The following is a 24,200-nucleotide window of genomic DNA, read 5'->3' as shown; positions in this document are numbered from 1 at the left end:
TTGAAATATGAAAAACCTAGTTTTACCTTGTCTGCTTGTTATCTGCATTGGATTTCAAAGCTGTAAAAATGAAGAAAAACAAAAACAAATAGAAACAGCAAAAGCTGATGCTGAAATAGTTGTAAAAACGGAGTGTTATCAGGCAATATATGAAAAAGATACTCTTCAATTAAAGCTTAACACTTTAAAAAATGGAAAATTAAGTGGAAATATGATTATGAAAGTTGCGCCTTCAACAGTAAGAACTGGTGAAATTAAGGGTGAATTTCATGGAGATACTTTATTTGCAGATTATACTTTTAAGGATTTAGCAACTAAAGACAAAACGTTTAAAAATCCAATGGCATTTTTAAAGAAAGACAAACAGCTTATTTTAGGAAACGGAACAATGCAGACTACAATGGGAGTTACTTATTTAGTAAAAGATAAACCTATCGATTTTATTAGTGTAAAATATAAATTTGATACAGCTGAATGTGCTGTGAAGAAATAAAGAAGAAAGATTGCTAAACCCGACAGGTTTTTAAAACCTGTCGGGTTTAATTTTGGAAAATATAACCATAAAAAAAGCCGTTTCTAAATTTAAGAAACAGCTTTTACTATTTATTAGATTTAATTTTTGTTATAAAACTTCACCTTTAATTTTTAAGGCAACGCGGCCATCAGGATAATTTACAGCGTTGGTTTCAACCGTAATTGTTTTACGAATTGGACCAGCTGTCATGTTATATTTAACATCAATTTTTCCTTTTTTACCAGGCATTACAGCTGCTGCAGGTTTTGTAACAACTATAGAACTAACAGTCGATTCTGCGCCAATAATTAAAAGCGGTGCATCGCCGGTGTTAGTAAACTCAAAGGAGCGAACTCCATTATCAGTCTTAGAAATTTTTCCATAATCAATTGTATTGTCCGGGGCTGCAAATTCAATTTTTGGGCCATTTTGTGCATAACCTATTGCGCTAAACAATACGACAGCAATAAAAGAGGCAACATTTTTCATCTTGAAATTATTTTTAAGTTGTAAGTAAATATACATTCTTTTAATTAACACACAAATTATTAATTCGCTTTTTATAGTGTACTTAATTATTTACTTTTGCTGTCAATTACAATTACAAAAATTGAACCAATTTTTCTGTTTAATTGTTTAATCGTTAATTCGTTTAATCGATTGATGATTTGAAAAAGCAAAAATCAATTAAACAGTTAAACAAAAAAACGATTAAACAGTTAAACGATTAAACAACCTAATAAATGACAATTCCAGCACAATTTGACGCTAAGACGATTGAGAACAAATGGTATGATTACTGGATGAAAAACAACTATTTTCATTCAGAACCAGATCATAGAACGCCGTATACTATTGTAATTCCGCCTCCAAACGTCACTGGTGTCTTGCATATGGGACATATGTTGAATAATACTATTCAGGATGTTTTAATTCGTAGAGCACGTTTAAAAGGTTTTAATGCCTGCTGGGTTCCGGGAACGGATCACGCATCTATTGCAACTGAAGCAAAAGTTGTGGCTAAATTGAAAGCAGAAGGAATAAATAAAAACGATTTAACTCGTGAAGAATTTTTGGCACACGCTTGGGAATGGACACATAAATACGGCGGAACAATTCTTGAACAACTTAAAAAATTAGGAGCTTCATGCGATTGGGAACGTACTAAATTTACAATGGATCCAGATATGTCGGCAGCTGTAATTCATTCTTTTGTTGATTTATACAACAAAGGATTAATCTACAGAGGATACCGAATGGTAAACTGGGATCCGGAAGCAAAAACGACTTTATCTGATGAAGAAGTTATTTATGAAGAACAACAAGGAAAACTTTTTTTCTTAAAATATAAAATCGAAGGAACTGAGGAATTTTTGACCATTGCCACAACTCGTCCGGAAACAATTTTTGGAGATACTGCAATTTGTATCAATCCAAACGATGAGCGTTTTACAGATTTAAAAGGTAAAAGCGCAATCGTTCCTATTTGCGGCAGAGTAATTCCTATTATAGAAGATGAGTATGTAGACGTTGAATTCGGAACAGGATGTTTAAAAGTAACTCCTGCGCACGACATGAACGATAAAACATTAGGTGAAAAACACAATCTTGAAATCGTTGATATTTTTAATGAAGATGCTACATTAAATAGCTTCGGATTACATTATCAAGGAAAAGACCGTTTTGTAGTTCGTACTGAAATTGCAAAAGAACTGGAAGAAATTGGAGCTTTGGCAAAAACCGAAATCCATTTAAATAAAGTAGGAACATCTGAAAGAACTAAAGCTGTAATCGAACCAAGATTATCAGATCAATGGTTTTTGAAAATGGAAGAATTGGTAAAACCTGCAATTAAATCTGTTTTAGAAACGGGAGATATTAAATTACATCCAAAACGTTTCGAAAATACTTATGCACATTGGTTAAACAACATTCGCGATTGGAATATTTCTCGTCAGTTATGGTGGGGGCACAGAATTCCTGCCTACTATTATGGTGATGGAAAAGAAGATTTCGTTGTTGCTGAAAACATTGAAGACGCTTTAAAATTAGCACAAGAAAAAACTAACAATCAACAATTAACAATCGACAATTTAAGACAAGATGTTGATGCTTTAGATACTTGGTTTTCTGCATGGTTATGGCCAATGTCAGTTTTTGATGGTATTGTAAATCCTGAAAATGAGGATTTCAAATACTATTATCCAACAAACGACTTAGTTACAGGTCCGGATATTTTATTTTTCTGGGTTGCCAGAATGATTATCGCAGGTTATGAATATACTGGCGAAAAACCTTTTACAAATGTATATTTAACAGGTTTAGTACGTGATAAACAACGTCGTAAAATGTCTAAATCATTAGGAAATTCTCCTGATCCTTTAGATTTGATCGATAAATTTGGTGCCGATGGTGTTCGTGTAGGATTGCTTTTAAGCGCTTCTGCAGGAAACGATATTATGTTTGATGAAGAATTATGCCTTCAGGGAAAATCGTTCACAAATAAAATCTGGAATGCCTTTAAATTAATAAAAGGATGGGAAGTTTCAGAAACAATTCCACAGCCAGAATCATCAAAAGTGGCAATCGAATGGTACGAAGCGAAATTACAGCAGACTTTAGTTGACATTGAAGATAATTTTGAGAAATACAGAATTTCAGATTCTCTTATGGCAATCTATAAATTGGTTTGGGACGATTTCTGTTCTTGGTTCTTAGAAATGATTAAACCAGCGTATCAACAGCCAATTGATAAAGCAACGTTTGATAAAGCAATCGAAATGTTAGAAAGTAATTTGAAATTACTTCACCCATTTATGCCTTTCTTAACGGAAGAAATCTGGCAGTTAATTGCCGACAGAACTCCAGAAGAGGCTTTGATTGTTTCAACTTGGCCGGAATTAAAACCATTTAATGCTGATTTAATTTCTGATTTTGATAATATTACAGAAGTAATTTCTGGAATTAGAACCATCAGAAAAGACAAAAATATTCCGTTTAAAGATACTATCGAATTAAAAGCGATTAACAGTGAGAATTTAACAACGCATTTTGATTCAATCGTAACAAAATTAGGAAATGTTTCTGCTTTTGAATATGTTTCTGCAAAAGTTGACGGTGCATTATCTTTCCGTGTAAAATCAAATGAATATTTCATTCCGATTACAGGAAATATTGATGTTGAAGCAGAAATTGCAAAACTGACAGAAGAATTGAATTATACAAAAGGATTCCTGAAATCTGTAGAAGCAAAACTTTCAAACGAAAAATTCGTAAACGGAGCTCCGGAAAAAGTTTTAAATATAGAGAAACAAAAACAAGCCGATGCTTTAGCAAAAATTGCTACAATCGAGCAGAGTTTAGCTGGTTTGAAATAAGAATCAATTCTCTTGAATTATGATATCATAACCCGACAGGTTTTCCTGTCGGGTTTGCTATTTTACAGGTTCTCTGAGTATAGTTTTTAATTTCTCAGGAGATGTTTTACGAAAGTCTGATAAATAAATTTCATGATGTAATCCGTTTTTCTGCAAATTGTTTATCGTAGTAAATTCATGGATCTTTTTCAACGTTTGCGGTTCATTTTCAAAAGGTCCAACATGAAGAATCTGTACCACTTTACCTTCTGTCATTTCATAAAATTCGATTGCTTTTGCTAATTCGATTTGTTTTTTATTAGCAGCTGTATCAATAGCTTCTTCGGCTTGTTCTCTAGTTACAAAATCCGGCATCCTGATCATAATTCTGTAGTCCCATTCACTGCGAGGTATCTTTATAGGTGCTTCATCCATAGAAATACCTTTGTATTTTTTGTCGTCAAAACTCCATAATGCTTCTAGTTTCGGAACAACAAAATCATTATTTGCGGCCTTCAGCATAAATTTAATAACATAAGCTGCGGCATATAGCGCTTGAATTTTTTCTGAAAATTCTTTTCCTGAAGGATCTCCTTTACCAGTAATCGATATATAATTTGTTTTCTCTATATGAAGTATTTCAGGCTTAATTTTAGCGGTATAATATACTTTGTCAGTTTTTACTAAATCTAATTTGCTCATTTTTTATGTTTTAATATTGCAAATTAAATCATATTAAGTGACAACAGTATGTCAGCAGAAATTCTACATTATAGTTTCTTCCTTAAAGCCAAAAACAATGGATAAGAAACCACTGTAATTCCCAAGATAACAATAAAGCTTTTTGGATCACTGTAAATAAACCCAATCAATAAAGCAATAGATGCAATAATAGCAATTATCGTTGTCCACGGATACCAAAACGAACGATAAGGTCTTGGTAAATCTGGCTCAGAAGTTCTTAGTTTTAAAAGTGAAAAATAGGCCAGTCCCCAAACGATAATGGAGATAAAAGCGGCGAATCCAAACAAAACTTCAAAAGAGCCTACAAAAATAATTAGTAATAAACTGAAAAAGGACGAAACCAAAAGTGCCACAATTGGCGTTCCGCCTTTATTTACATTAGTTCCTTTTTCGATAAAAAATCCGTCACGACTTAATCCGTAAAGAATTCTTGGCGGAATCATCATAAAAGCATTCAAAATACTGATTAAAGAAAATATTGAAATTATCGTTACGATAATAGCGCCGTTTTCTCCAAATAGAATTTTAGCAACATCGGCGGCAGCCAGATTTGATTTGGCTAAAGTTTCAATAGGTAAAACATGAAAGAATGCCGCATTTACCAAAACATAAATGGCAACAACAAGTAAAACACCGCTGTATAAAGATTTCGGAATATTTTTACCGGGATCGTCATTTTCTTCCGCAAAAAAGCAAACTGCATTCCAGCCATTATAAGTTCCGATTATTAATTGCAATGATTTGAAAAATCCAAATACTAAACCAATTTGAAAGAACGAATTATCCGTTTTTATAGGCGGAATTTTAACGCCTGAATACATAAAGCAAGCTACAACCAAAGCCACGAAACAAATTACTTTCAGGAAACTGGTAATCTGTTGAATCACACTTCCGTTTTTTACACCACTTAAATGAATCAATACAAAAGCCGCCAATAAAGAAATTGCCATTACTGTTGAATAATTAGCAAGAGCCGGAAACAAAATGATCATATATTCACTGATTACAATACAGTAAAATGCAGGCGGAATGGCATTTGTGATATAATCAAACCAACCTGAGAGAAATCCTGCATATTCGCCAAAAGCTCTTTTAATATAATTATAAGATCCTCCTGCTTTTGGTAACATCGTTGCAAGTTCGGCATACGAATTGGCGCCTAACAAAACGTATAAACCTCCAAAAAGCCAGGATGCCAGAATGAGCCAGTAATTATTGAGCAATTCTGCAATATTTCCCGGAGTTCGTAAAATTCCAACTCCAATTGTTCCTCCAATTAATACGGCAATATTAAAACTTAAGCCTAAACTTTTCTTTAATTGGTTTTTTGTAGAATCAGACATATTTGGATTTTGCGATTTAGAATGGTTTATACGAACAAAAGTACTTATAAAATGAGACACATTTTTTAACAAAACAAAAAACCTCACCTTTTGCAAGATGAGGTTTAAAGTTTCCAAAAACATTCTAATTTATAATAATCAGAAAAATGCTCAATGGACAAAATCTAATTCAAAATTTTAGAATTTATAACGCAGACTTGTCATTACTTGTCTAGGTGCAATTGGGTTTACACTATAATTTTCGTGAACGGTATAATTCAATTCGTTTGTTATATTTGATAATCTGCATAAGATGGAGAATTTTTTCCATTCATACCCAAGAGAAGCATCTACAGTAACATAACCTTCCAAAGGAATATCACGATCTCTAATTGTTACCGTATATGTTTTTGGATTGGTTGAAGGTGTGTTTTCTGTCCATAAATAATCATCATTCCAACCTCCTGTACGATCTCCAACATAATTTCCAATCGCTCCAAAAGTTACTCCTTTTAATAAACCACTAGGCAATTTGTAGAAAAAACTCAAATTGGCAGTGTTTTTTGGAGTTCTTGCTAAAACATCTCCAACAACAAGGCTTCCGCTTGTACCAGATGATTTAGATACTTTGGTTTCATTAAAACTGTAACCAGCCATAATATTCAAACCTTCTACGGGGCTCGCAGTAATATCTATTTCGACTCCTTTTCCTTTTGTAGCTCCAACTAATTCTTTTAGATTAGTATTAACGTTTTGTGTAACACCGTCTGATAAATATTGAGCTGTTTGTGCTAAATTATTATTGGTAATTTGATATAGAGTTATGTTAGTAGTCAAAAGACCTCTAAAAAAATCTTTTTTCACACCAACTTCATATTGATCTATAATAGATGGATCTAATGGTTTTGCATCTACTGTCGTTCCTGTATTTGGAGTAAAAGAGTTTGAATAACTTGCAAACAAAGACAAATCTTTAGTTGGCTGTACTACCAATCCTGCTTTTGGTGAAAAAGCTTTGTTTATAGTTTTAGCACCAGTTACAGGTATTGCATCTTCATAAGCAGTTGTAATGACATTTACATTATTCTTTTTCTCTATCACTTCTTTTGTAGTCGTAGCTTCGCCTTGCTGCCATGACCAACGTAATCCCGCCAGAACTTTGATGTATTGATTAATCGAAACTAAATCTTGAAAATAGGCTCCAAAACGCTGTGTTTCTGTACTGGCTAATTGCGTAGTTCTTGTTGGATAAGGAATAACAGTACTTTGGGTGCTATAATCGTAAGTATTTAAATTTATAGCCGTAGCTTCTGTTGTTAAAAGGTCTGCCGGTTTTCCAGGAGCATAAAATCCAAAAGTGTAACTAGGAGCAAGAGAATTTTCATAATCCACTCCAGTAAATATTTGATGTTTAATGCTTCCGGTATTAAAATTTCCCTGTAGACTTAATTGGTCTCCAAATATTTGTTCGGCAGCATCCGCCTTTGTCAAACCACGTTTCCAGTTTCCATTTACATCAATTGTACTTAATTGTGCTGTAGAAGTTTGTGTTCTTCTGTAAGATTGGTAAGAAGAATTAAAATTTAATTTCCAATTGGCATTGAAATCATGATTAAGCAATAATGAAGCGCTGGAAGATTTAGTATTTGCTGTTGACCAAAGTGCTCCGAAATATTCGTTACGAGGTAAGTCTAAAATTGTTTTTCCGTAAATTCCGGTTCCAAAATCCGGAGTCCAGTCAGCACTTAGATAATCTCCTTGTAATGTAATTTGGGTTTTATCTGAAAGATGAAATAGGAAAGAAGGGTTTATATAAATACGTTCGTTCTTTACAAAATCCCTAAAGCTTTCTGAATTTTCATAAGATCCTGTAAATCTGTAAGCAATAGATTTATTTAAAGGTCCGTAAAAATCAACAGATGGTTTATAATAAGAGTAACTTCCCATTTGCATAGAAACTTCTCCACCTCTTGTAAATTTTGGCGTTTTGGTAACTAAATTCATGATTCCGCCAGGAGCAACATTTCCATACAATAAAGCTGAACCTCCTTTTAAAAATTCAACTTTTTCTAAAGAAGAAACTTCAGGTATAGAACCGGCATTATATCTAAAGCCATTTTTAAACATATTGTTAGCACTCATATCATATCCTCTTGAAAAGAATGATTCCTGCGCACCGCCACGAGCAGATCCTACATAAACACCATTAAGGTTTTTTACTACTTCACTTAATCTAATTGCTTGTTGTTGTTCGATTACTTCGCTGCCAATAACCTGAACGCTTTGTGGCAAGTCCATTACTTTAATACCTGAACGTGCTGCTTCAACTGGCTTTTTAGGTTTATTTGCCGTGATTAATACTTCATTAAGGATTTCTCCTTTTTTGTTTTTTACAGTATCAGTTACTGCACCATTATCTGTACTTGTGTAATCCTGACTATAAGAAGCAGAAAAGCTTATTAGGGCTAAGAATAGTATTAAATTATGTTTCATGGTATTTATTTAGATTCAATAAAAATTATCGAATGCAAATATAGAACTACGAACACCTTAACAAAAAATTATGAGATAATTATCTTCATTAAAGTTTTATTAGTTTTTGCTTAAGATTAGCTTAAGATTTTGTTTTTAAGACTTTTATTACTTATGGTTTGGAATCTCTAAAAACAAAAAACCTTGCCCGAAAGAGCAAGGTTTTTTTAAATTAAAATCTAAAAAAGTTTTGAAAATTATTTAACTGCAATTAGGTAGGTAGCCATTTTCCAGATTTCATCGTACTTTTTACCGTTATGTTCTCCGGCAGCTTTTTCAGTATAAGCAAATTCTACCATATAATTTCCAGGCCAGATTGGAGTAAATGAAAATTGACCTTTATCATTTGTCCATAATTCTTTTTCCCAGCCGTTTGGAGCAATTACTTTGATTTTTTGCTCTTTTGCAGATACGCCTTCGTACAAAGCAAATCCATCGATTTTTACATTCTTTTTTGCGATGTCAGCGTTTTCGCTAAACAAACCAATAATGTTATTGTTGGCCGTTGCATAGTTTCCTGCAGTTTTATTTCCAACAACTACAGTTGCGCTGGAATTGTAATCTAAAACCATAGTTCCATAAACGTCTTTAACTTTATGATGCATTACAATTGTATAAACTCCGTCTTCATCTGGAGTAAAAAACGCCTGGTATTTATTGTCTAAAGCTTTTGCAGTAAGTTTTGTTTCTTTTTTTGATGGAGAAATTACTACCAAAGAGAAATCTTTTAAATCAGAAAACCATTTATCTGCTTTTGTAATATCGTTTTCTGAAAATTCTCCAAAATAAACAGAAATTTCCTGTGCTTTTCCTTTTGTTCCGGTCGCTTTAGTTTCGATCCAAAGAGCGTGGGCAAAAAGTTGAGGCGCAGCAAAAAGCATTAAAAATGCAAATGTTATTAATTTAAAAGTTTTTGATTTCATGGTATAAGATTTAAAATTAATATTGAAAAAATCCTGATAAACACTCAGAATTTTTGATTTATAGGTTATTATTTTGTGTCACAAATGTACTGTTTAATATTCGTTGCACAATACTTATTTAGATTAATTATTAATAATAAAGTTTAAATTTAAAGAGGCTAATAGAAATTAACCTCTTTTTTAACATCTGTCAGGCTGAGCGAAGTCGAAGGGCTTTACAGAACGCGGGCTTCGACTTCGCTCAGCCTGACAAAGCTTAAGCTGCACTTGACAAACTATTTTAGAATTTATAAGCTAGACTCGCTACAACATTTCTAGGTTTTTGAGGATTTATTGTAGACCAGCCTCCGTTAAAGTAATCTTTGTTTGCTATATTATTTATATTGAAGCTTACGCGGAATTTATTTGAATTGTAAAAAACAGATCCGTTTATAACAGTATATTCTGGTAAAACAAATTTTCCGGTTACAGAACTATCTAAAATAGCATTATCGCTGGCATAATTTCCTCCAAAACCTAGGCCGAAATTTTCTAATAAACCTTCGTCAAATTTATAAGTTGCCCAAAGATTTACCAAGTTTTTTGGTCCGGCCCAGAAAGGTCTTTGCCCTTGATCTAACCAAACGTTATTTTCGTCTCCTTTTGTAATTTTACTGTCATTATAGCTGTATCCGGCAATAATGCTTAAACCTTTTATGGGCGCAGCATTCAAATCAAATTCAAAACCTTTGCTTCTGGCTTCACCGCCTTGTGCGCTGTACATTGGGTTGCTTGTTACTAAATTGGCAACATTAATAATATAAAAACTTGCAGTTGCCGTTAATTTATCTGAAAATAAATCTGTTTTAATCCCAGTTTCTAACTGATTAGCGTGTTCAGGCTCAAAAGTTTGAGATCTGATAAAATTTCCGTCATTATCATATATCGCCGATGGAGCGATATTTCTAAAACCGTTCATATAATTTGCAAAAACAGATAATTGATCTTTAATGGGCTGGTAAACAAGTCCAAATTTTGGAGACAAAGCCGTTTGGTTATAATTGTCATCGTTTGTTTTTACGTTTCCTTCAGTATCAAAATAATCGACCCTTAAACTTGCCATCGCTAATAAAGTCGGAGTAATATTTAATACATCTGATGCATAAGCACTATAAGTCGCGTCTTTAGAATGATAATCAGGTCCGGGTTCTGCTAAAAGAGCCTGGTCTACAGATTCTACAGTTAGATAATTTGGATTAAGATCATCAAATTGCCTCACTTCTCCTTGTGCCGTAAGATTATAAAGTTTTGCATAACCTGTACCTCCAAAAGTTACATCTCTTTTAAAATAATCAAAACCAATTACAATACGGTTTCTCATTGGGCCAATTTTAAAATCGCCTGTAAAATTCTGCTGAATATCTGTCGTTGCGGTCTGCGATTTTTCTTTGGTAATCCAAAAACCAAAATCTTTGTTACCGTCTTCGTTATCATAGATGTAAGAGTAGTAACCGTTTGATTTAGAAGTTCCTCTTGAAAATACAGTTTGTGAATTCCATTTAGATGAAATCTTATAATTCATATGCGCCTGCAAATTGAATCGGGGATTTTTTATCGATAAATCATCACTGTAAAATGACAAATTCGTATTGTAATTCAACTCTGCCAAATTAGCATATTGTAAAGGTGCATCTCTTCCTAAAAACAACATTGACGGCGTTGTTTTTTCTTCCTGCATAAATTCTGTATTCAATAAAAAAGAAAGTCTTTCATTTACTTTATAAGAGATTGTTGGAGCTATAAAATATGAAGTTCTAAAGCCGGCATCCTGAAAACTGTTTTCCGTTTGAAAAGAAGAATTAATTCTAAATAAAATGTTTTTATTATCATCCAGCGGTGTGTTGATATCTGCCGTAGCTCTGTTCAAGCCAAAGCTTCCAACAAGATAGGAAACTTCACCTCCAAAACCTTCGTAAGGTTTTTTGGTAACCGTATTAATCAGTCCGCCATAACTAACCAAACTGCTTCCAAATAAAGTTCCAGACGGCCCTTTTATAACTTCAATACGTTCAATATTGGCAGGATCTAATGTTCCGCTTGTTAAGCCCGGCAATCCGTTAACGATATTCGCCTGAACTTCAAAACCACGAAGCGAATAATAAGAACCTCCATCGCCGCCGCGTCCAGTAGATTCCCATAATTTCTGAATTCCGGGAACATTTTTCAATGCGTCTTCATAATTCGTAATCGCTTGTTCTTTCATCAATTCAGATGAAACGATGTTGTAAACCTGTGGATTTTCAATGTTTTTAAGTGGAAGTTTCGATACATATGTACTTTGCTTAGGAAATGCTTTTCCTCTGTTAGTAGTAATGATAACTTCCTTTAATTGTTTGTTAGAAACAGTCAATTTTAAATTAAGAGAAGTTGTTTCATTAGCAGTTACATTTATTTGTTTTTCTAGTGTTTCATATCCAGTTAATGAAACTTGCAGCGTGTAAGTATTAGGTTTTACGCGGTTAAATTCAAAAGCACCATCTTCATTAGTAATTGTGCCATATTTTGAATTTTTAAGGATGATGTTAACTCCAGCGGCAAGTTCTCCGTCGGATGTAGTTATTACTCCTTTAATTTTACCTGAGTTTTGCTGTGCAAATACATTACAGCTGAAGAATAGCAGCAAACAGATTTTGGTAAGGATCTGTTTAAAGCTGAAATTTGAATAATTCATGGGATTTCTTTTTTTTTGGATATGTTATTATTTAGAATAAATAAAAACAAAAACAAATTTAGAAATTTTAATCTCTTTACCAACAAATACGGGACTTTTAAAGAAAATATTTTTAAAATTTAGTGGTAGAAATTTATTTTTCGAAAAAAAAACAGAAGCATAGAATAAGAGAAAATGGAAGAAATAAAAGCGAAATTTGCAGGTTTTTATTAAATGTAAAAAGGACAGTAATTCCCTTTAAAAACTTTATTTTTGCAATCTGAAAAACAGACTTCATGATTTTACCTTTCTTCAAAAAAATACAAAATACACCTCGAGGATTCCGTATAGCAAATACTGTGTTTTTTTTCCTTTCCGGATTTGGCTATTCTTCCTGGGTATCCAGAATTCCGCATATACAAGCGCAATTGCATTTAAGCGAAGCTGAGTTTGGAGCTGTTTTATTTGCATTTCCAATTGGTTTAATGCTCACAATGCCATTTACAGGGAAGTTATTAAATAAATACAGCAGCCGTTATATTATGCTTTTAGGAGCGATTATGTTTAATATCGTGTTGTCGTTACCGGGTTTAGCCGCTTTTGTATGGCAGCTGGTTATTATACTTTTAATTTTTGGGGCTTCGCGTAATATTTTCAATTTATCGATTAATGCACAATCTCTTGAAGTGCAGAAATTATATCCAAAATCGATTATAACCCGTTTTCATGCGGTATGGAGTATTGCTGTTTTTTCAGGAGCTGGTTTAGGATATGTTATGGTTACGCAGCATATTGCGCCATCGCATCATTTATTGGGAGTAAGTGTTTTTATGCTGGCGCTTACGGCTTGTTTTTATCCGTTGAGCATTCATAATGAACCTGTACCGGTTAAAAAGAAGTTTTTTTCGATGCCGGAAAAAAACCTTGTTAAGTTTGCTTTAATTTGCTTTGTTTCAATGGCTTGCGAAAATACAATGTACGACTGGAGCGGAATTTATTTTGAAAATATATTAAAGGCTTCACCAAAATTGACCAGCGCAGCATTTGTATTTTTTGCCACTGCGGTAACTCTGGGGCGTATATTTGGTGATTATGGTGTAATGAAATTTGGGACTAAAAAAATCCTGCTTTACAGCGGAATTTTAATCACTGTTGGTTTCGCTCTTTGTTTTATTCTGCCGTATGCATACCCTACTATTTTTGGCTATGTTTTAATAGGATTTGGGGTTTCCTGCGTGGTTCCGTTAGTATTTAGTATTGCCGGAAGATCTTCAAAACTCAGCAGCGGTTCTGCATTAACTTCTATATCTACAATTGGTTATCTGGGATTTTTACTAGTTCCGCCAATGGTTGGTTTTATCTCTGAATATCTAAGTATGAAATGGGCGTTTTTAATTATGGCGCTTTTAGGTATTCTGATGATTTTTATGGTGAATAAAATCGGGGAGAATGAGTGATTTTTTTTAAGGTTCTAAGATTCTAAGATGCTGAGGTTCTAAGGTTTTTTTGCCACGAAGGCTCTAAGGCACAAAGTTTTTTATACTGATGTTGTTTCTCTTGATCTAATAACTATTGTTATGTTTATGCAAAGATTGATCGAACCTCCGGTTCTGTTAATATTGTGAAGAATTCCGGAGGAATGAATTATATTTTGTAGCAAGGGATTTTAATCCCTTTGAAATTGAAGTAAAAGAAATTAAAGCTTAAGATTATCCTTAGTTTTGATTTGGATCGAAATCATACATAAAATCATTCAATTGTCCATCTGAACTTTCCAGACCAACAATATCCATTAATTCTTCAAAATAAGTACAAATTCTTTCACGATTTTCAGTATCCAATTCAAGATAAATTTCTGAAAATCGATTAAGTCCAGTTTTTATTGCATTTTGATAATTTTCATCTGTAGGATTGTTTGATTCTGCAATCTTTTTAAAATCATCTGCAGCTAAATTAATTTTTTCTGTTAAAACAGGTTTTAATTTTTCATCACCAATTCCTGGATAAAAAATGGTATTGTCTGGTAGAAATTTTTCTTTGTTTTTGAAATTTTCAAATTTAGGCATAGCATCACTTGTTGTTTTCATCTTCGTTTGTCCACAAGATAAAAATGAAAATATTATCGTTATTAAAAAAAAATTTAATTTCATTATTATTTCTTCGTCATAACAAACTTCTCTGAACTCACTTTTCCATTCAATTTCCCGGAAACCTCAGCAGTCAAAGTATTATTTGCCCCTTTAGTATATGTGATTTTTTGAGGATAATCGTGTTTAGCGTTTTCAAAAACCAATTGTTTGTCTGATTCTGCAGTTGATGAAAAAGCTACAGCTTTATCTTCGTTTTGACCTTTTACGGTTGCGAAATAGGTTAGGGTTTCGCCTTTTTGAGCTAAAACAATAGTTTCAAAATGCAAAGTATCTTTTCCTTTTATAAAATAAGAATAAGCGTTGAAAGTGCTGTCGTTTAGTTTTTCCCAGTTTTCAGTTAAAACACCATCTGGAGAAGTATTTTCCCAGTTTCCGATAAGCCAGTCGGCAATTTTGATTTTATCTTTTTCTACTGATTCTTTTTTCTGGCAAGAAACAACAGCTAATACAAGTGCTAAAAGAGTAATTTTCTGAAACATATTTATGAGTTTTGATTGTACTAAAGTATGAAAAAAATTGTTGCCACGAATTTCACTAATTTTCACGAATTAATTTTTGAAAAACTGGAAATGTTTTGCCACAGATTAAAAGGATTAAAAGGATTTTTTTTCACGCAGATTCTGCAGATTTAATTTTGATTCAGAATTATATAAATCTGCTAGTATCAGCTTAAATCTTTTCAAATCTGCGTGAAAAATAAATTCGTGAAAATTCGTGTAATTCGTGGCAAAAAAAACACACAGTAGAAAAAAATCTTTTTAATCCCTTTAATCTGTGGCTAAAAAAAACTAAACGCTTTCCTCTAAAATAGAGTAAACTAGTTCCTTCGTTGGTTTTTGATCTTTTAGTTTGGCACGGACTTCATCAAAAGTGACTTTAAAATCACAACCCGATTTATATTCAGCACATCCGTAAGCGGTTTTTCCTTTTAAGATCGTTCCTTTTTTGCATTTCGGGCACATTAAAGAATCGGATGTTTCTTGTTTTGTCTTTTTCGCTTCGGTTTTCTTTGGTTCTAATTTGAGTTTGTAATTTTCTTCAAAACGAATCAAACCTTCAACCGTTCCAGACTCGGTTTTAAAACCTTTTATGTTTACGGTTGAGCCCTTTTGAACCAATCGTAAATACTGGCTTTCGGTAATTTTTTTATCTAAAAACACATAAGGCAGTACAAAATCACAACCCGATTTATATTCACTGCATCCAAAAGCCGATTTTCCTTTTATAAGATTTCCTTTTTGGCATTTTGGACAAGTTTCTGCTGAAATTCCGTCCGCTTTCTTTTTCTCTGGTTTTACAGCTGGTTTTTGAATCGTTGCAGCATGCGAAATATTAGCGTGTCTCGTTTCACTGCGAACTTCGTTAACCAAAGCTTCAACCATGCGTTTCATGTTTCTAATAAAAGCAGCAGCGGTAAAAGTTCCTTTTTCAATATCTTTTAACTGCTTTTCCCAAGAACCCGTAAGCTCAGCAGATTTTATCAATTCGTTCTGAATTGTATCAATCAACTGAATTCCGGTTGTTGTTGGCAAAACCTGTTTTTTGTTTCGAACAATATACTGACGTTTAAAAAGCGTTTCAATAATATTCGCACGCGTTGACGGACGCCCAATTCCGTTTTCTTTCATCAATTCACGTAAATCTTCGTCGTCGACTTGTTTTCCTGCAGTTTCCATCGCTCGAAGTAAAGTTGCTTCGGTAAAATGATTGGGTGGTTTGGTTTCTTTTTGGAGAAAAGACGGCTCATGGGGCCCTTTTTCGCCCACAACAAAACTCGGTAATAAATCGGGTTCTTTTTCTTTTGCATTTGGATCTTCAAAAACGACACGAAAACCTTTTTTCAGGATTTCTTTCCCCGTGGCTTTAAAAGTTACGTCGGCTGCTTTTCCAATAACTGTTGTATTTGCAACTAGACAATCATCATAAAAAACGGCAATAAAACGTTTTACAATAATATCATAAACCTGCTGCTGATTGTACGGCAGATTAATTTCAATTCCCGTTGGAATAATTGCGTGGTGATCGGTTACTTTTTTATCGTTGAAAACCTTTGGTGATTTTTTTATTTTTTTTCCTAAAAGCGGTTCTGTTAAATGTGCATAATGTGTCAGTTTTTGCAGAATTCCCGGTACTTTTGGATAAATATCGCCTGGTAAAAAAGTTGTATCAACTCTGGGATATGTAATGGCTTTTTGCTCGTATAAAGTCTGTGCAATTTTAAGTGTTTCTTCTGCCGAAAATCCAAATTTTTGATTGCAATAAACCTGTAAACCTGTTAAGTCAAACAGTTTTGGTGCGTATTCGTTTCCGTTTTTTTTGTCAACAGAAACAATTTCGAAGTCACTTTCTTTGACTTTTTCAGCCAGAATTTCTCCATCTTCTTTTTTCAGGAAACGTCCTTCTTCATAACTAAAAAGAGTTTCTCTGTATAAAGTCTGCAATTCCCAATAGGGCTGAGGTTTGAAATTTTCGATTTCTTTAAATCGGTCTACAACCATTGCCAAAGTCGGCGTCTGCACACGTCCAATAGATAATACTTGTTTGTAACCGCCATGTTTTACGGTATATAAACGAGTAGCATTCATTCCGAGAAGCCAGTCGCCAATAGCTCTTGAAAATCCGGCGTAGAATAAATTGTCGTAGTTTTCAGAAGGTTTTAAATTGTCAAAACCTTCTTTTATAGCTTCGGTTGTTAAGGATGAAATCCACAGGCGTTTTATTTCGCCTTTGTAATGCGCTTCATTCATGACCCAGCGTTGTATTAATTCTCCTTCCTGCCCGGCATCCCCGCAGTTTATGACCAGTTCGGCTTTATCGAAAAGACTTTTGATGATTTTAAACTGCTTTTGGATTCCCGAATTCTCAACGACTTTGGTTTCGAACTTTTCGGGAAGCATTGGTAAGTTATTTAAATCCCAGCTTTTCCAATGTGGTTTATAATCGTTAGGTTCTTTTAAGGTACATAAATGTCCAAAAGTATAGGTTACGGCATAACCGTTGCCTTCGTAATATCCGTCGTGTTTGGTATTGGCGCCCAAAACAGATGCGATTTCACGTGCTACACTTGGTTTCTCAGCAATACATACCTTCATTTTCTCCTTTTCTTATTTAAAGAGCGAAGTTAGGATTTTTTTTGGTTTTGCCACAAAGGCGCGAGGGCGCTAAGTTTTTTATGCCGTTGTGTTGATCTTCGTGAAGGGGCAAAGCTGACAAAGATAAACGTTAAAGTTATGCACTTAAAAGCAGTTTATTTATTTCATCTAAAAACAGAAAATAGAAAAAGGTTAAAATCCATAACGAGAAAAATAAAACCGAAAGGAATATATAAGTTCGGGATGACTCTTTTTCTGTTCGTTCTCTTCTTTTATATTCATTATTGGGCTGAAGCCAGTCAAGGGCTGGTTGATTTCTGACAGCCGAGTCGGTTTTGGACTGTATATTACTTAAACTATTTAGATATTGAGGTTTAGTATTTTCGTTTATATAATTTATAAATTCACGTTTGTTTTCATTGTGAAATAGTTTTATTTCCTCAATTTTTTTATCGGTGTGTATGTAACTTATTGCTTCTTTTATTTTTCTTGAAAATTCCGAATATTTATTTTCTACAACAGCAACTTGTTTTTTTGACTCGTCTATTTTTCTGCCATTTTCCTGATGCAGTTTTATGTTTTGCTCAATACCTTCTTTAAGTACCCTGATACTCGTTTTTTTGTTTTCTTCAAGCTCAGAAAATTCTTTTTCAAAATCATGAAGTATAAGCTGCCGCTGTTTCTTTTTTTCCTCTTTTACAATTTGTATTTCTTCATCAAATCCTTTTTCATCTATTGTTTTGTAAAGGCTTTTAGCGATGGTGAAATTTGCAATTTCCTGATGGTCAGTAAAAAAGATAGTGTCAAAATTATTCAATAATTCTAATGATTTTTTCAGGTTTTGCTGTAGCGTATTTTCATCTATATGAGAATAAACTACAAGATTTGAATTTGATAACCTAAAATTAGAAGGTTCGTCAATGCTTTTAAGATGAAAGCTGAGTTTATCAAAATCTTTAGGCATGTCAACAGTAAAATCGTCAGAATGATTTACCATTATGGTTTTATCCTCGATATTTTTGCGTACTAATATTTCATGAAATTCATTGAGTTTGGTAATTGTCAAATTATCTTCTGCAATTTCGTTGGTAAACAAAATACTGGCTCCAACAAAAGTTCCTCCTCGGTCAGAGTTTTTTTCTTTTGCAAAAGAATATTTGGAGTAAGCAATGGCGTTTAATCCGTTTACTGATTCTTTACGAATGGAGTACAGGATGCTGTTTTCGAATAGTTTTATGGCATTGGTATTAAGGTCGAAGGTTTTAATTGATTTCGCAACATTTTGGTTTCCTAAATAAAAGGTCTGTCTAAAACCATAAGGATTTCCAAATGTGCCAAAAGCCAGCAGGTATATATTTTGTGTCATTAGTTTAAAAGCTAAATTTTAATCGTTCCCAAAAAGTTCCTTCATAATCTAACGGATAACCTACTATGCTTTCGTAAAGCCAGTTCGACAAAACTTCGGCAGGAGCTAAATTTAAAAGGGTGATTCTTTCTCCGTTACCATTATTTTCAATACTGCCTATTGTGAAATAGGTTTTATTCAATTCATAAGAATTTATTCGGGTATTGGTTCTCGGCAGCCTTTCGTTGATAAAGTTTTCCAGTTCATCTTCGTTTGAAACATCTGTTCTGCCAGATTTGTCCCATTTAGAAACAACTAAAATCACGTTTATTGATTTCAGGTTTTTCCCTTTTCTCTCTAGTTCATCCAGAAATTCGTTTATTAAAGTATCTTCCAGATGTGCATTGTCATAACTGGTCACAATTATAAAAGTCAGCGGAATATTAGCATTCAGGTACGCTTCGATACTGCTGTGATAAGTACCGCCTCTGCTGATATCTTTATGGTTTTCTCCCGAAGTTTCCAGAAAAGTCAGGTTTATAGGCGGAACTTTCTTAGATTTATTGTTTGGTTCAAATATTAAGTCCAGTCTCGTAACCTGATCACGGGTAGTTCTATTGGGCAAAATGCCTTGCCTTATGTTTTCAAAAAAATCGGCCAGTAAAACCTGAGCTTCTTTTGTATTGGGAGTACCCAGTTTTGGACGTAAAACGCCGGCTTGCGAACTTAAAAAATACAAAATCGAAGAAAGAATAACCGACTTGCCAGATTCTCCTACACCAAAAAAGAAAATAAAATTACTTTCCTTGTTTTTAATCTGGTTGGTGCTGGCATTTGCCAAAGGAACAAAATCTGGTTTTGCATTATTTTGAGCATCATACGAAATTGGTTTTAATGTTTCATTGCTCAGGGTCAAAGGCTTTAAAGTGTTGTTATCTTCAGTCATCTTGTTTTAGTTTTTAGCAATTAATACTTTCCCGTTTCTTTTACTGCCACTAAAAATGCTGGAGTTATTACTGCTGTTTCCGCTGCCGGGAGTGGCAAGTAATACAATAATCACAATAACAAAATCAAGCAGGATACAACCCATTAATACCACAAACTGGTACATTCCGAAGTTTTTGACGGCATGATCAAAGGCAAAACCAATTTTACCAACATCTTGTGTTTTGGAGATTTCGGGAGTGAATTTAAATTTGTCTTCACCTAAAACGGAGTGGGCACGATTTCCAAGTTTATTATATTCTGATAAAGAATCATCGATTAACCCCTGAGAGAGGTCATCTTTTTCTTTTTTAGAAAGCAGTAATAAGTCCTGAATTTTTTTATTCCATTTTAATACCGCATTGTTGATATCTGTTTTTAAAGCTTTTTCTTCTGGCGAAAGATCAGAAATCATATTGTCGATCTGGAGTCCCATTCTTTCTGCCAAATCATCATAATCATTAGCAACCGGGGTCAGGAAATCAACTTTTTGTCCGGTTAATTTTTCGATGTCACGTATTAAAGACTGGGCTCTAGTGCCTATTCCTTTATTTCCGGGATCTTTAATCTGCTCCATCATCTGCTTCTTTTTAATTTCTATATCCTGAGCAGTTTCTTTGTTGTACTTGTAACTTAGTTTGGACTGAACATCAGCTTCCAGATTATTAAAACGTTCGTTTATGTCCCTTAATTCGGTAGTATAAATATCAGTTTTCATAAATCTGGTGTATAAAGCATTAAAGTTGGCTATGAAACAAAAGGAGGCAATAAAAAGATAAATCCCTACCAAATTTGAAGTTGCACGGCCTTCTACTTTTGCACTTCTGATCATCCAGATTAAAAACAATAATAAGAAAGATAAAACTAAGGCAATTATAAAAGAAGCCGGGCCAAAAATCTGGTCTAATCCCAGCCAGGTCTGATAAAAACTTACACTAATTAATAATATAGCCAGTATAGCCAAAAAAATGTCGGTTACTTGAATTGATTTTCTGCTCATTGTTTGTAAAATTTAAGATTATGTACCTGTTTTAGTTTTTGGTTTCAAAAAAATATCCGGCACTTTTTATAATATAAAAGCGTATGAATAAATCAGGATATCAATTTGTTATTCAAAACTAAGGGCTTTACAATCAGCAGTTTTACGGAAATCCGTAAACGAGAAAAATAATTACGGATTTCCGTTTTTTGAGACAGTTAAGGAAACCTGTCATAAAAAAATGCGTAAAAGCCTTTTTTGACTCTTACGCATTTTTAGCTTTTTAAATTTTAAAAATGATTTAATTATTAATCATAGGATTCAAATTTTCATCTTTGTTGCGTAAATCTAAACCACCTTCGTAAACTGATTTAAGATTAGTTAAGTAAAAACCCCAGCCGTTTGAACAGCCGAGCCTAATGTATTGTTTAGAATAATCATCTGTAGCGATATTGTGCTGACGAAGTTCAACCACGGTATAGCCGTTTGTTTCGCTTAGTTTTATATCTACCAGACAAGTTCCTTCAAAAGTGAATTGTAATTGATCTTTTCCATTGGCAGAAATAATTTTTCCTTTCATGGAGTCTTTATACAAATACCAAAGCCAATCGTAAGTTGTACCTTCTGCAGCGTTTTTGTTTTTGCCAATTGGTTCTTGATTTGCATCAAAAAAAGATACTTTTTCGAGAAACCATTTTTCTAATTCATTTGCAATTGTCCAGGCATTATAAATGTCATTGCGTTTAGCTTTAATTGCTATTTTTTTTGTGAAAGATGTCCAGTCGAAGTTTTCCATGATTTAATGTTTTTTTGCCACAAAGGCTCAAAGACACAAAGTTTTGTTATACTCATTTTGTCATCTTGGCGAAGGAGAAATCTCCGCAAAGTATATTGAACTTTATTTTTTTTGAATTCTAGTATTTTACCATTATTGCCTTCAATAAACAATTTTTAGTTTATAAATTTTTAAATCAAATCGTTTGGATTTAGTTTTGAAAAATTTAATTAAAACAAATATAAGATATTTCGTCTAGATTTTTAAGGCTCATTATTGCAATAAAATATCTGTTGAATACAACCGATTCACACAATTACCTAAAACTCAATTGTTACTTGCATTTGTAAGAAAAAAGCGTATATTGCAACACAATTAGAATTACAATAATGGTAACTGCAAATTTTTATTTAGCTAATAACGGTTTGATGTGCTTGATGTACACATTATTATATCTGCATGATGATACTTTCTTAAAAAACTCAAAAGAGTTTATTCATTTTGCCCTGTCGCAACTCTAGGCAGGGAAACCTTTTATTTATTATAGTTCGTTTTATTTAACCTTCAATTTCATTCAGGATGTGATATCATTGAATTAGATGGAGCTGCAAGATATTCAATGAAGAGTTGTATATCATACTCAATGAAAGTGAAGCAAACAAGAAAGTTATGTCACAAAATATTATATTAACAACAGGAACATACGATTTAATTAAAGATCACGTAAGAAGAAAAAAAGTAACACCGCAAGAAGAAGAGTTATTATTGGGCGAGTTAAAAAATGCCTCTCAAGTATTGAGAAAAAATCTTCCCGAAAATATTGTTTCCATAAACCGAAAAGTAACCTATAAAGACCACATTAATAATGAAGAAAAAACAATTCTTCTTGTTGGGCCGGAAAAAGTAAAAGTGAGCAAAAACAAAATTTCGGTTCTTTCTGATGAAGGTATTGCAATGGTTGGCTACAAAGTAGGAGATCTTGTGGAATGGCCAGCTAAAAAAGGCAATTTAAAATTAGAAATTTTAAAAGTAGAAGTAGAGGCATAATATGTCTGCTGTTTTCGATTTAAGTTAGTAACATCCCAAAAGAGTTTTCTTTTGGGATATTTTTTTCGCATTAAAAAAGAAAAATAATAAGATAATTACTTCAAAAAATACCCATTGAAAGATTAAAATAATTATATTCGTTGCTCTCAATTTGACTAATAACTAACAATAAACGATTATGAAACAAGCAAATACTATTGATGAAGTAATTCAGTTTTTGGATGAAATAATTGAAAAAGCAAAGATTGATCAAAGCAATATAGGTTTATTTGCTATTCTGTATCGCGAAGTTACTCTAAGAGTCAAACAAGGTATTCAGGCTGGTTCTTTTCAAAACGGCGAACGAATGGAAAATTGGATGTTATTTTTGCCAATCGCTATTTAAAAGCTTATTATCAATATCAAGCCAAAGAGAAACCATCAGAATGTTGGGGATTTGCCTTTGAACAAGCCGAAAAGTTTTGGCCAATAGTTGTTCAGCATTTACTACTCGGAATAAATGCTCACGTGAACCTTGATTTAGGAATTGCCTCGGCTCAAATTAGTACTGTAGAAGACATAGCAGATTTAAAACATGATTTTGATCAAATAAACGCTATTCTTAGCAATTTGGTAGGTGGTGTCGAAAAATGCTTAATCAAAATTTGGCCAACACTTACGTGGATATTAAAATTCTCAGGCAAAATAGACAACTTCTTTATTGATTTTAGTATGGAAACCGCAAGAAACGGTGCATGGAAATTTGCCAACGAATTTGTAGCCGTTCCAGAAAATGAAAGAGAAGCTTGTACAAAGCTAAGAGACGAAAGAATTACAGAAATCGCCCGATTAGTTTCAAACCCGGGATATTTTGTCAGCGCTGTTTTTAAATTTATTCGTTTATTTGAAAGAGGAACTGTCGCTCAAAAAATAATTGATATGCAGATAATGGAACAAAAAAATATGGAATGTGTTGTGGCTTGATTTTGTTGTTCTTTATTCTTTTAAGACTTGGTTTTTATTGCTCTTATTAGTTTCTTATTACGCTGATCAGCTCTTGAATTCTGTAAAGAAATAACAGCCCAAATTGCTGCAGGAATCCAGCCAATTAAAGTTATTTGCAAGATTAGACAAATAATCGAAGTTAATATTCTTCCTCTCAAAAAGAAAGAAGCAAAGGGAAAGAAAATTGCAATTAGTGTCATCATTTTTTGTTTTCTGTAAATATAAAAAAAGTTACATGATTTTTTGCAAGTCTACTTTTCAGGATCCAATTGCGTCCCGCTCGCGCCAGCGGGAAAATTATCGGGCAGATTTCATGGCTTTTACTTTTTTGATTTTGGGATCTTTTATAAACTTTAGGTATTCATCTGTTTCCATACCGAATATGGCTATTTTTCCATTATGATCATTATGAATTCCAAAACCGTATGTTTTTGAAAGAGGTGAGGCACGAAAACAAGCTTGTCCCTTAGAAAAATAATCTTGTCTGGCTTTTTCGTATTCACTTTTTGTTAAATCATTCCGATCAGCAAATACCTGAAAAAGAACATCGTCTGAGGTATATTTATACGGATTTTTGCTAATTAGCTCGTATTGCATTTCTGCAACTGTTTTTTTGTCTTTGCTTGGCGGTTTTGTTCCGTGAGAAACTTTGCTGTCTTCTGCTGTTTCTATAAAAGTATCAAAATAGTTGGTGGTGTGTATTTTCATCTTCCTATAAATTTGCTTTGTAAATATAGATTTTTCTTACGGAATATTTTTTTGCC

19 protein-coding genes and 1 pseudogene are annotated in these 24,200 nt (G+C 33.3%); 5 read left to right on the top strand and 15 right to left on the bottom strand.

Going from position 1 to position 24,200, the window contains the following annotated elements:
* Positions 1-7 precede the first annotated feature (7 nt).
* Positions 8-493: a hypothetical protein gene (locus BUE10_RS05120; RefSeq protein ID WP_073482866.1), complete on the top strand. Its 486-nt coding sequence runs from the start codon at positions 8-10 to the stop codon at positions 491-493.
* Positions 494-622: 129 nt separating this feature from the next.
* On the opposite strand, the gene BUE10_RS05115 is transcribed toward BUE10_RS05120, so the two are convergent.
* A complete protein-coding gene (locus BUE10_RS05115; RefSeq protein ID WP_073483069.1) occupies positions 623-1,003 on the bottom strand; it encodes a DUF1573 domain-containing protein in 381 nt (126 codons plus the stop codon).
* Positions 1,004-1,257: 254 nt separating this feature from the next.
* Between BUE10_RS05115 and BUE10_RS05110 the strand changes: the two genes are divergently transcribed.
* Positions 1,258-3,891, top strand: a complete 2,634-nt coding sequence (locus BUE10_RS05110) for a valine--tRNA ligase (RefSeq protein WP_073482864.1) — start codon at positions 1,258-1,260, stop codon at positions 3,889-3,891.
* Positions 3,892-3,948: 57 nt separating this feature from the next.
* Here the strand turns inward: BUE10_RS05110 and BUE10_RS05105 are convergent, their stop codons facing one another.
* From BUE10_RS05105 to BUE10_RS05085, 5 genes are all read right to left on the bottom strand, one after another.
* Positions 3,949-4,572 carry a GyrI-like domain-containing protein gene (locus BUE10_RS05105; protein WP_073482862.1) on the bottom strand — a complete coding sequence of 208 codons (624 nt, stop codon included), beginning with the start codon at positions 4,570-4,572 and terminating at the stop codon, positions 3,949-3,951.
* Between the two features lie 68 nt (positions 4,573-4,640).
* Positions 4,641-5,957: an APC family permease gene (locus tag BUE10_RS05100; protein ID WP_073483067.1), complete on the bottom strand. Its 1,317-nt coding sequence runs from the start codon at positions 5,955-5,957 to the stop codon at positions 4,641-4,643.
* 177 nt (positions 5,958-6,134) lie between these two features.
* Positions 6,135-8,429: a TonB-dependent siderophore receptor gene (locus tag BUE10_RS05095; protein WP_073482860.1), complete on the bottom strand. Its 2,295-nt coding sequence runs from the start codon at positions 8,427-8,429 to the stop codon at positions 6,135-6,137.
* A 236-nt stretch (positions 8,430-8,665) separates the two neighbouring features.
* Positions 8,666-9,391 carry a hypothetical protein gene (locus BUE10_RS05090; RefSeq protein ID WP_073482859.1) on the bottom strand — a complete coding sequence of 242 codons (726 nt, stop codon included), beginning with the start codon at positions 9,389-9,391 and terminating at the stop codon, positions 8,666-8,668.
* Positions 9,392-9,671: 280 nt separating this feature from the next.
* Complete coding sequence (locus BUE10_RS05085) at positions 9,672-12,101, bottom strand: TonB-dependent receptor (protein ID WP_073482857.1); 2,430 nt, start codon at positions 12,099-12,101, stop codon at positions 9,672-9,674.
* A 275-nt stretch (positions 12,102-12,376) separates the two neighbouring features.
* Between BUE10_RS05085 and BUE10_RS05080 the strand changes: the two genes are divergently transcribed.
* Complete coding sequence (locus tag BUE10_RS05080) at positions 12,377-13,537, top strand: MFS transporter (protein ID WP_073482855.1); 1,161 nt, start codon at positions 12,377-12,379, stop codon at positions 13,535-13,537.
* A 258-nt stretch (positions 13,538-13,795) separates the two neighbouring features.
* On the opposite strand, the gene BUE10_RS05075 is transcribed toward BUE10_RS05080, so the two are convergent.
* The 7 genes from BUE10_RS05075 to BUE10_RS05045 all read right to left on the bottom strand — a co-directional run bounded on the left by BUE10_RS05075 (position 13,796) and on the right by BUE10_RS05045 (position 21,426).
* Positions 13,796-14,167 (bottom strand): DUF4844 domain-containing protein, encoded by a 372-nt coding sequence (locus BUE10_RS05075; RefSeq protein WP_234984708.1) that lies wholly within the window; start codon positions 14,165-14,167, stop codon positions 13,796-13,798.
* A gap of 65 nt (positions 14,168-14,232) precedes the next feature.
* Positions 14,233-14,709: a DUF6265 family protein gene (locus BUE10_RS05070; RefSeq protein WP_073482851.1), complete on the bottom strand. Its 477-nt coding sequence runs from the start codon at positions 14,707-14,709 to the stop codon at positions 14,233-14,235.
* Between the two features lie 309 nt (positions 14,710-15,018).
* A complete protein-coding gene (locus BUE10_RS05065) occupies positions 15,019-17,322 on the bottom strand; it encodes a type IA DNA topoisomerase (protein ID WP_073482849.1) in 2,304 nt (767 codons plus the stop codon).
* Between the two features lie 136 nt (positions 17,323-17,458).
* Entirely contained in the window at positions 17,459-18,688 is a 1,230-nt protein-coding gene (locus tag BUE10_RS05060; RefSeq protein WP_073482848.1) for a hypothetical protein, read from the bottom strand.
* A 4-nt stretch (positions 18,689-18,692) separates the two neighbouring features.
* Positions 18,693-19,613, bottom strand: a complete 921-nt coding sequence (locus BUE10_RS05055; RefSeq protein WP_073482846.1) for a hypothetical protein — start codon at positions 19,611-19,613, stop codon at positions 18,693-18,695.
* 6 nt (positions 19,614-19,619) lie between these two features.
* Complete coding sequence (locus tag BUE10_RS05050; protein ID WP_073482844.1) at positions 19,620-20,651, bottom strand: hypothetical protein; 1,032 nt, start codon at positions 20,649-20,651, stop codon at positions 19,620-19,622.
* A 280-nt stretch (positions 20,652-20,931) separates the two neighbouring features.
* Complete coding sequence (locus tag BUE10_RS05045; RefSeq protein WP_073482842.1) at positions 20,932-21,426, bottom strand: SRPBCC family protein; 495 nt, start codon at positions 21,424-21,426, stop codon at positions 20,932-20,934.
* Between the two features lie 648 nt (positions 21,427-22,074).
* Between BUE10_RS05045 and BUE10_RS05040 the strand changes: the two genes are divergently transcribed.
* The gene (locus BUE10_RS05040; RefSeq protein WP_073483065.1) at positions 22,075-22,452 is read left to right on the top strand and encodes a GreA/GreB family elongation factor; all 378 of its coding nucleotides are present in this window, start codon (positions 22,075-22,077) and stop codon (positions 22,450-22,452) included.
* A 178-nt stretch (positions 22,453-22,630) separates the two neighbouring features.
* Positions 22,631-23,415, top strand: a pseudogene (locus BUE10_RS05035) (DUF5995 family protein).
* A gap of 20 nt (positions 23,416-23,435) precedes the next feature.
* On the opposite strand, the gene BUE10_RS05030 reads toward BUE10_RS05035, so the two are convergent.
* Both BUE10_RS05030 and BUE10_RS05025 read right to left on the bottom strand, forming a co-directional pair.
* Positions 23,436-23,639 carry a YqaE/Pmp3 family membrane protein gene (locus BUE10_RS05030; RefSeq protein ID WP_177178049.1) on the bottom strand — a complete coding sequence of 68 codons (204 nt, stop codon included), beginning with the start codon at positions 23,637-23,639 and terminating at the stop codon, positions 23,436-23,438.
* A 94-nt stretch (positions 23,640-23,733) separates the two neighbouring features.
* A complete protein-coding gene (locus BUE10_RS05025; protein WP_073482839.1) occupies positions 23,734-24,144 on the bottom strand; it encodes a DUF6157 family protein in 411 nt (136 codons plus the stop codon).
* Positions 24,145-24,200 lie beyond the last annotated feature (56 nt).

Origin of the sequence: Flavobacterium sp. CF108, from assembly GCF_900129795.1 — a bacterium.
Lineage (GTDB): Bacteria > Bacteroidota > Bacteroidia > Flavobacteriales > Flavobacteriaceae > Flavobacterium.
The sequence above is the reverse complement of the archived record's forward strand: the minus strand, read 5'-3'. Positions and strand labels throughout refer to the sequence as shown.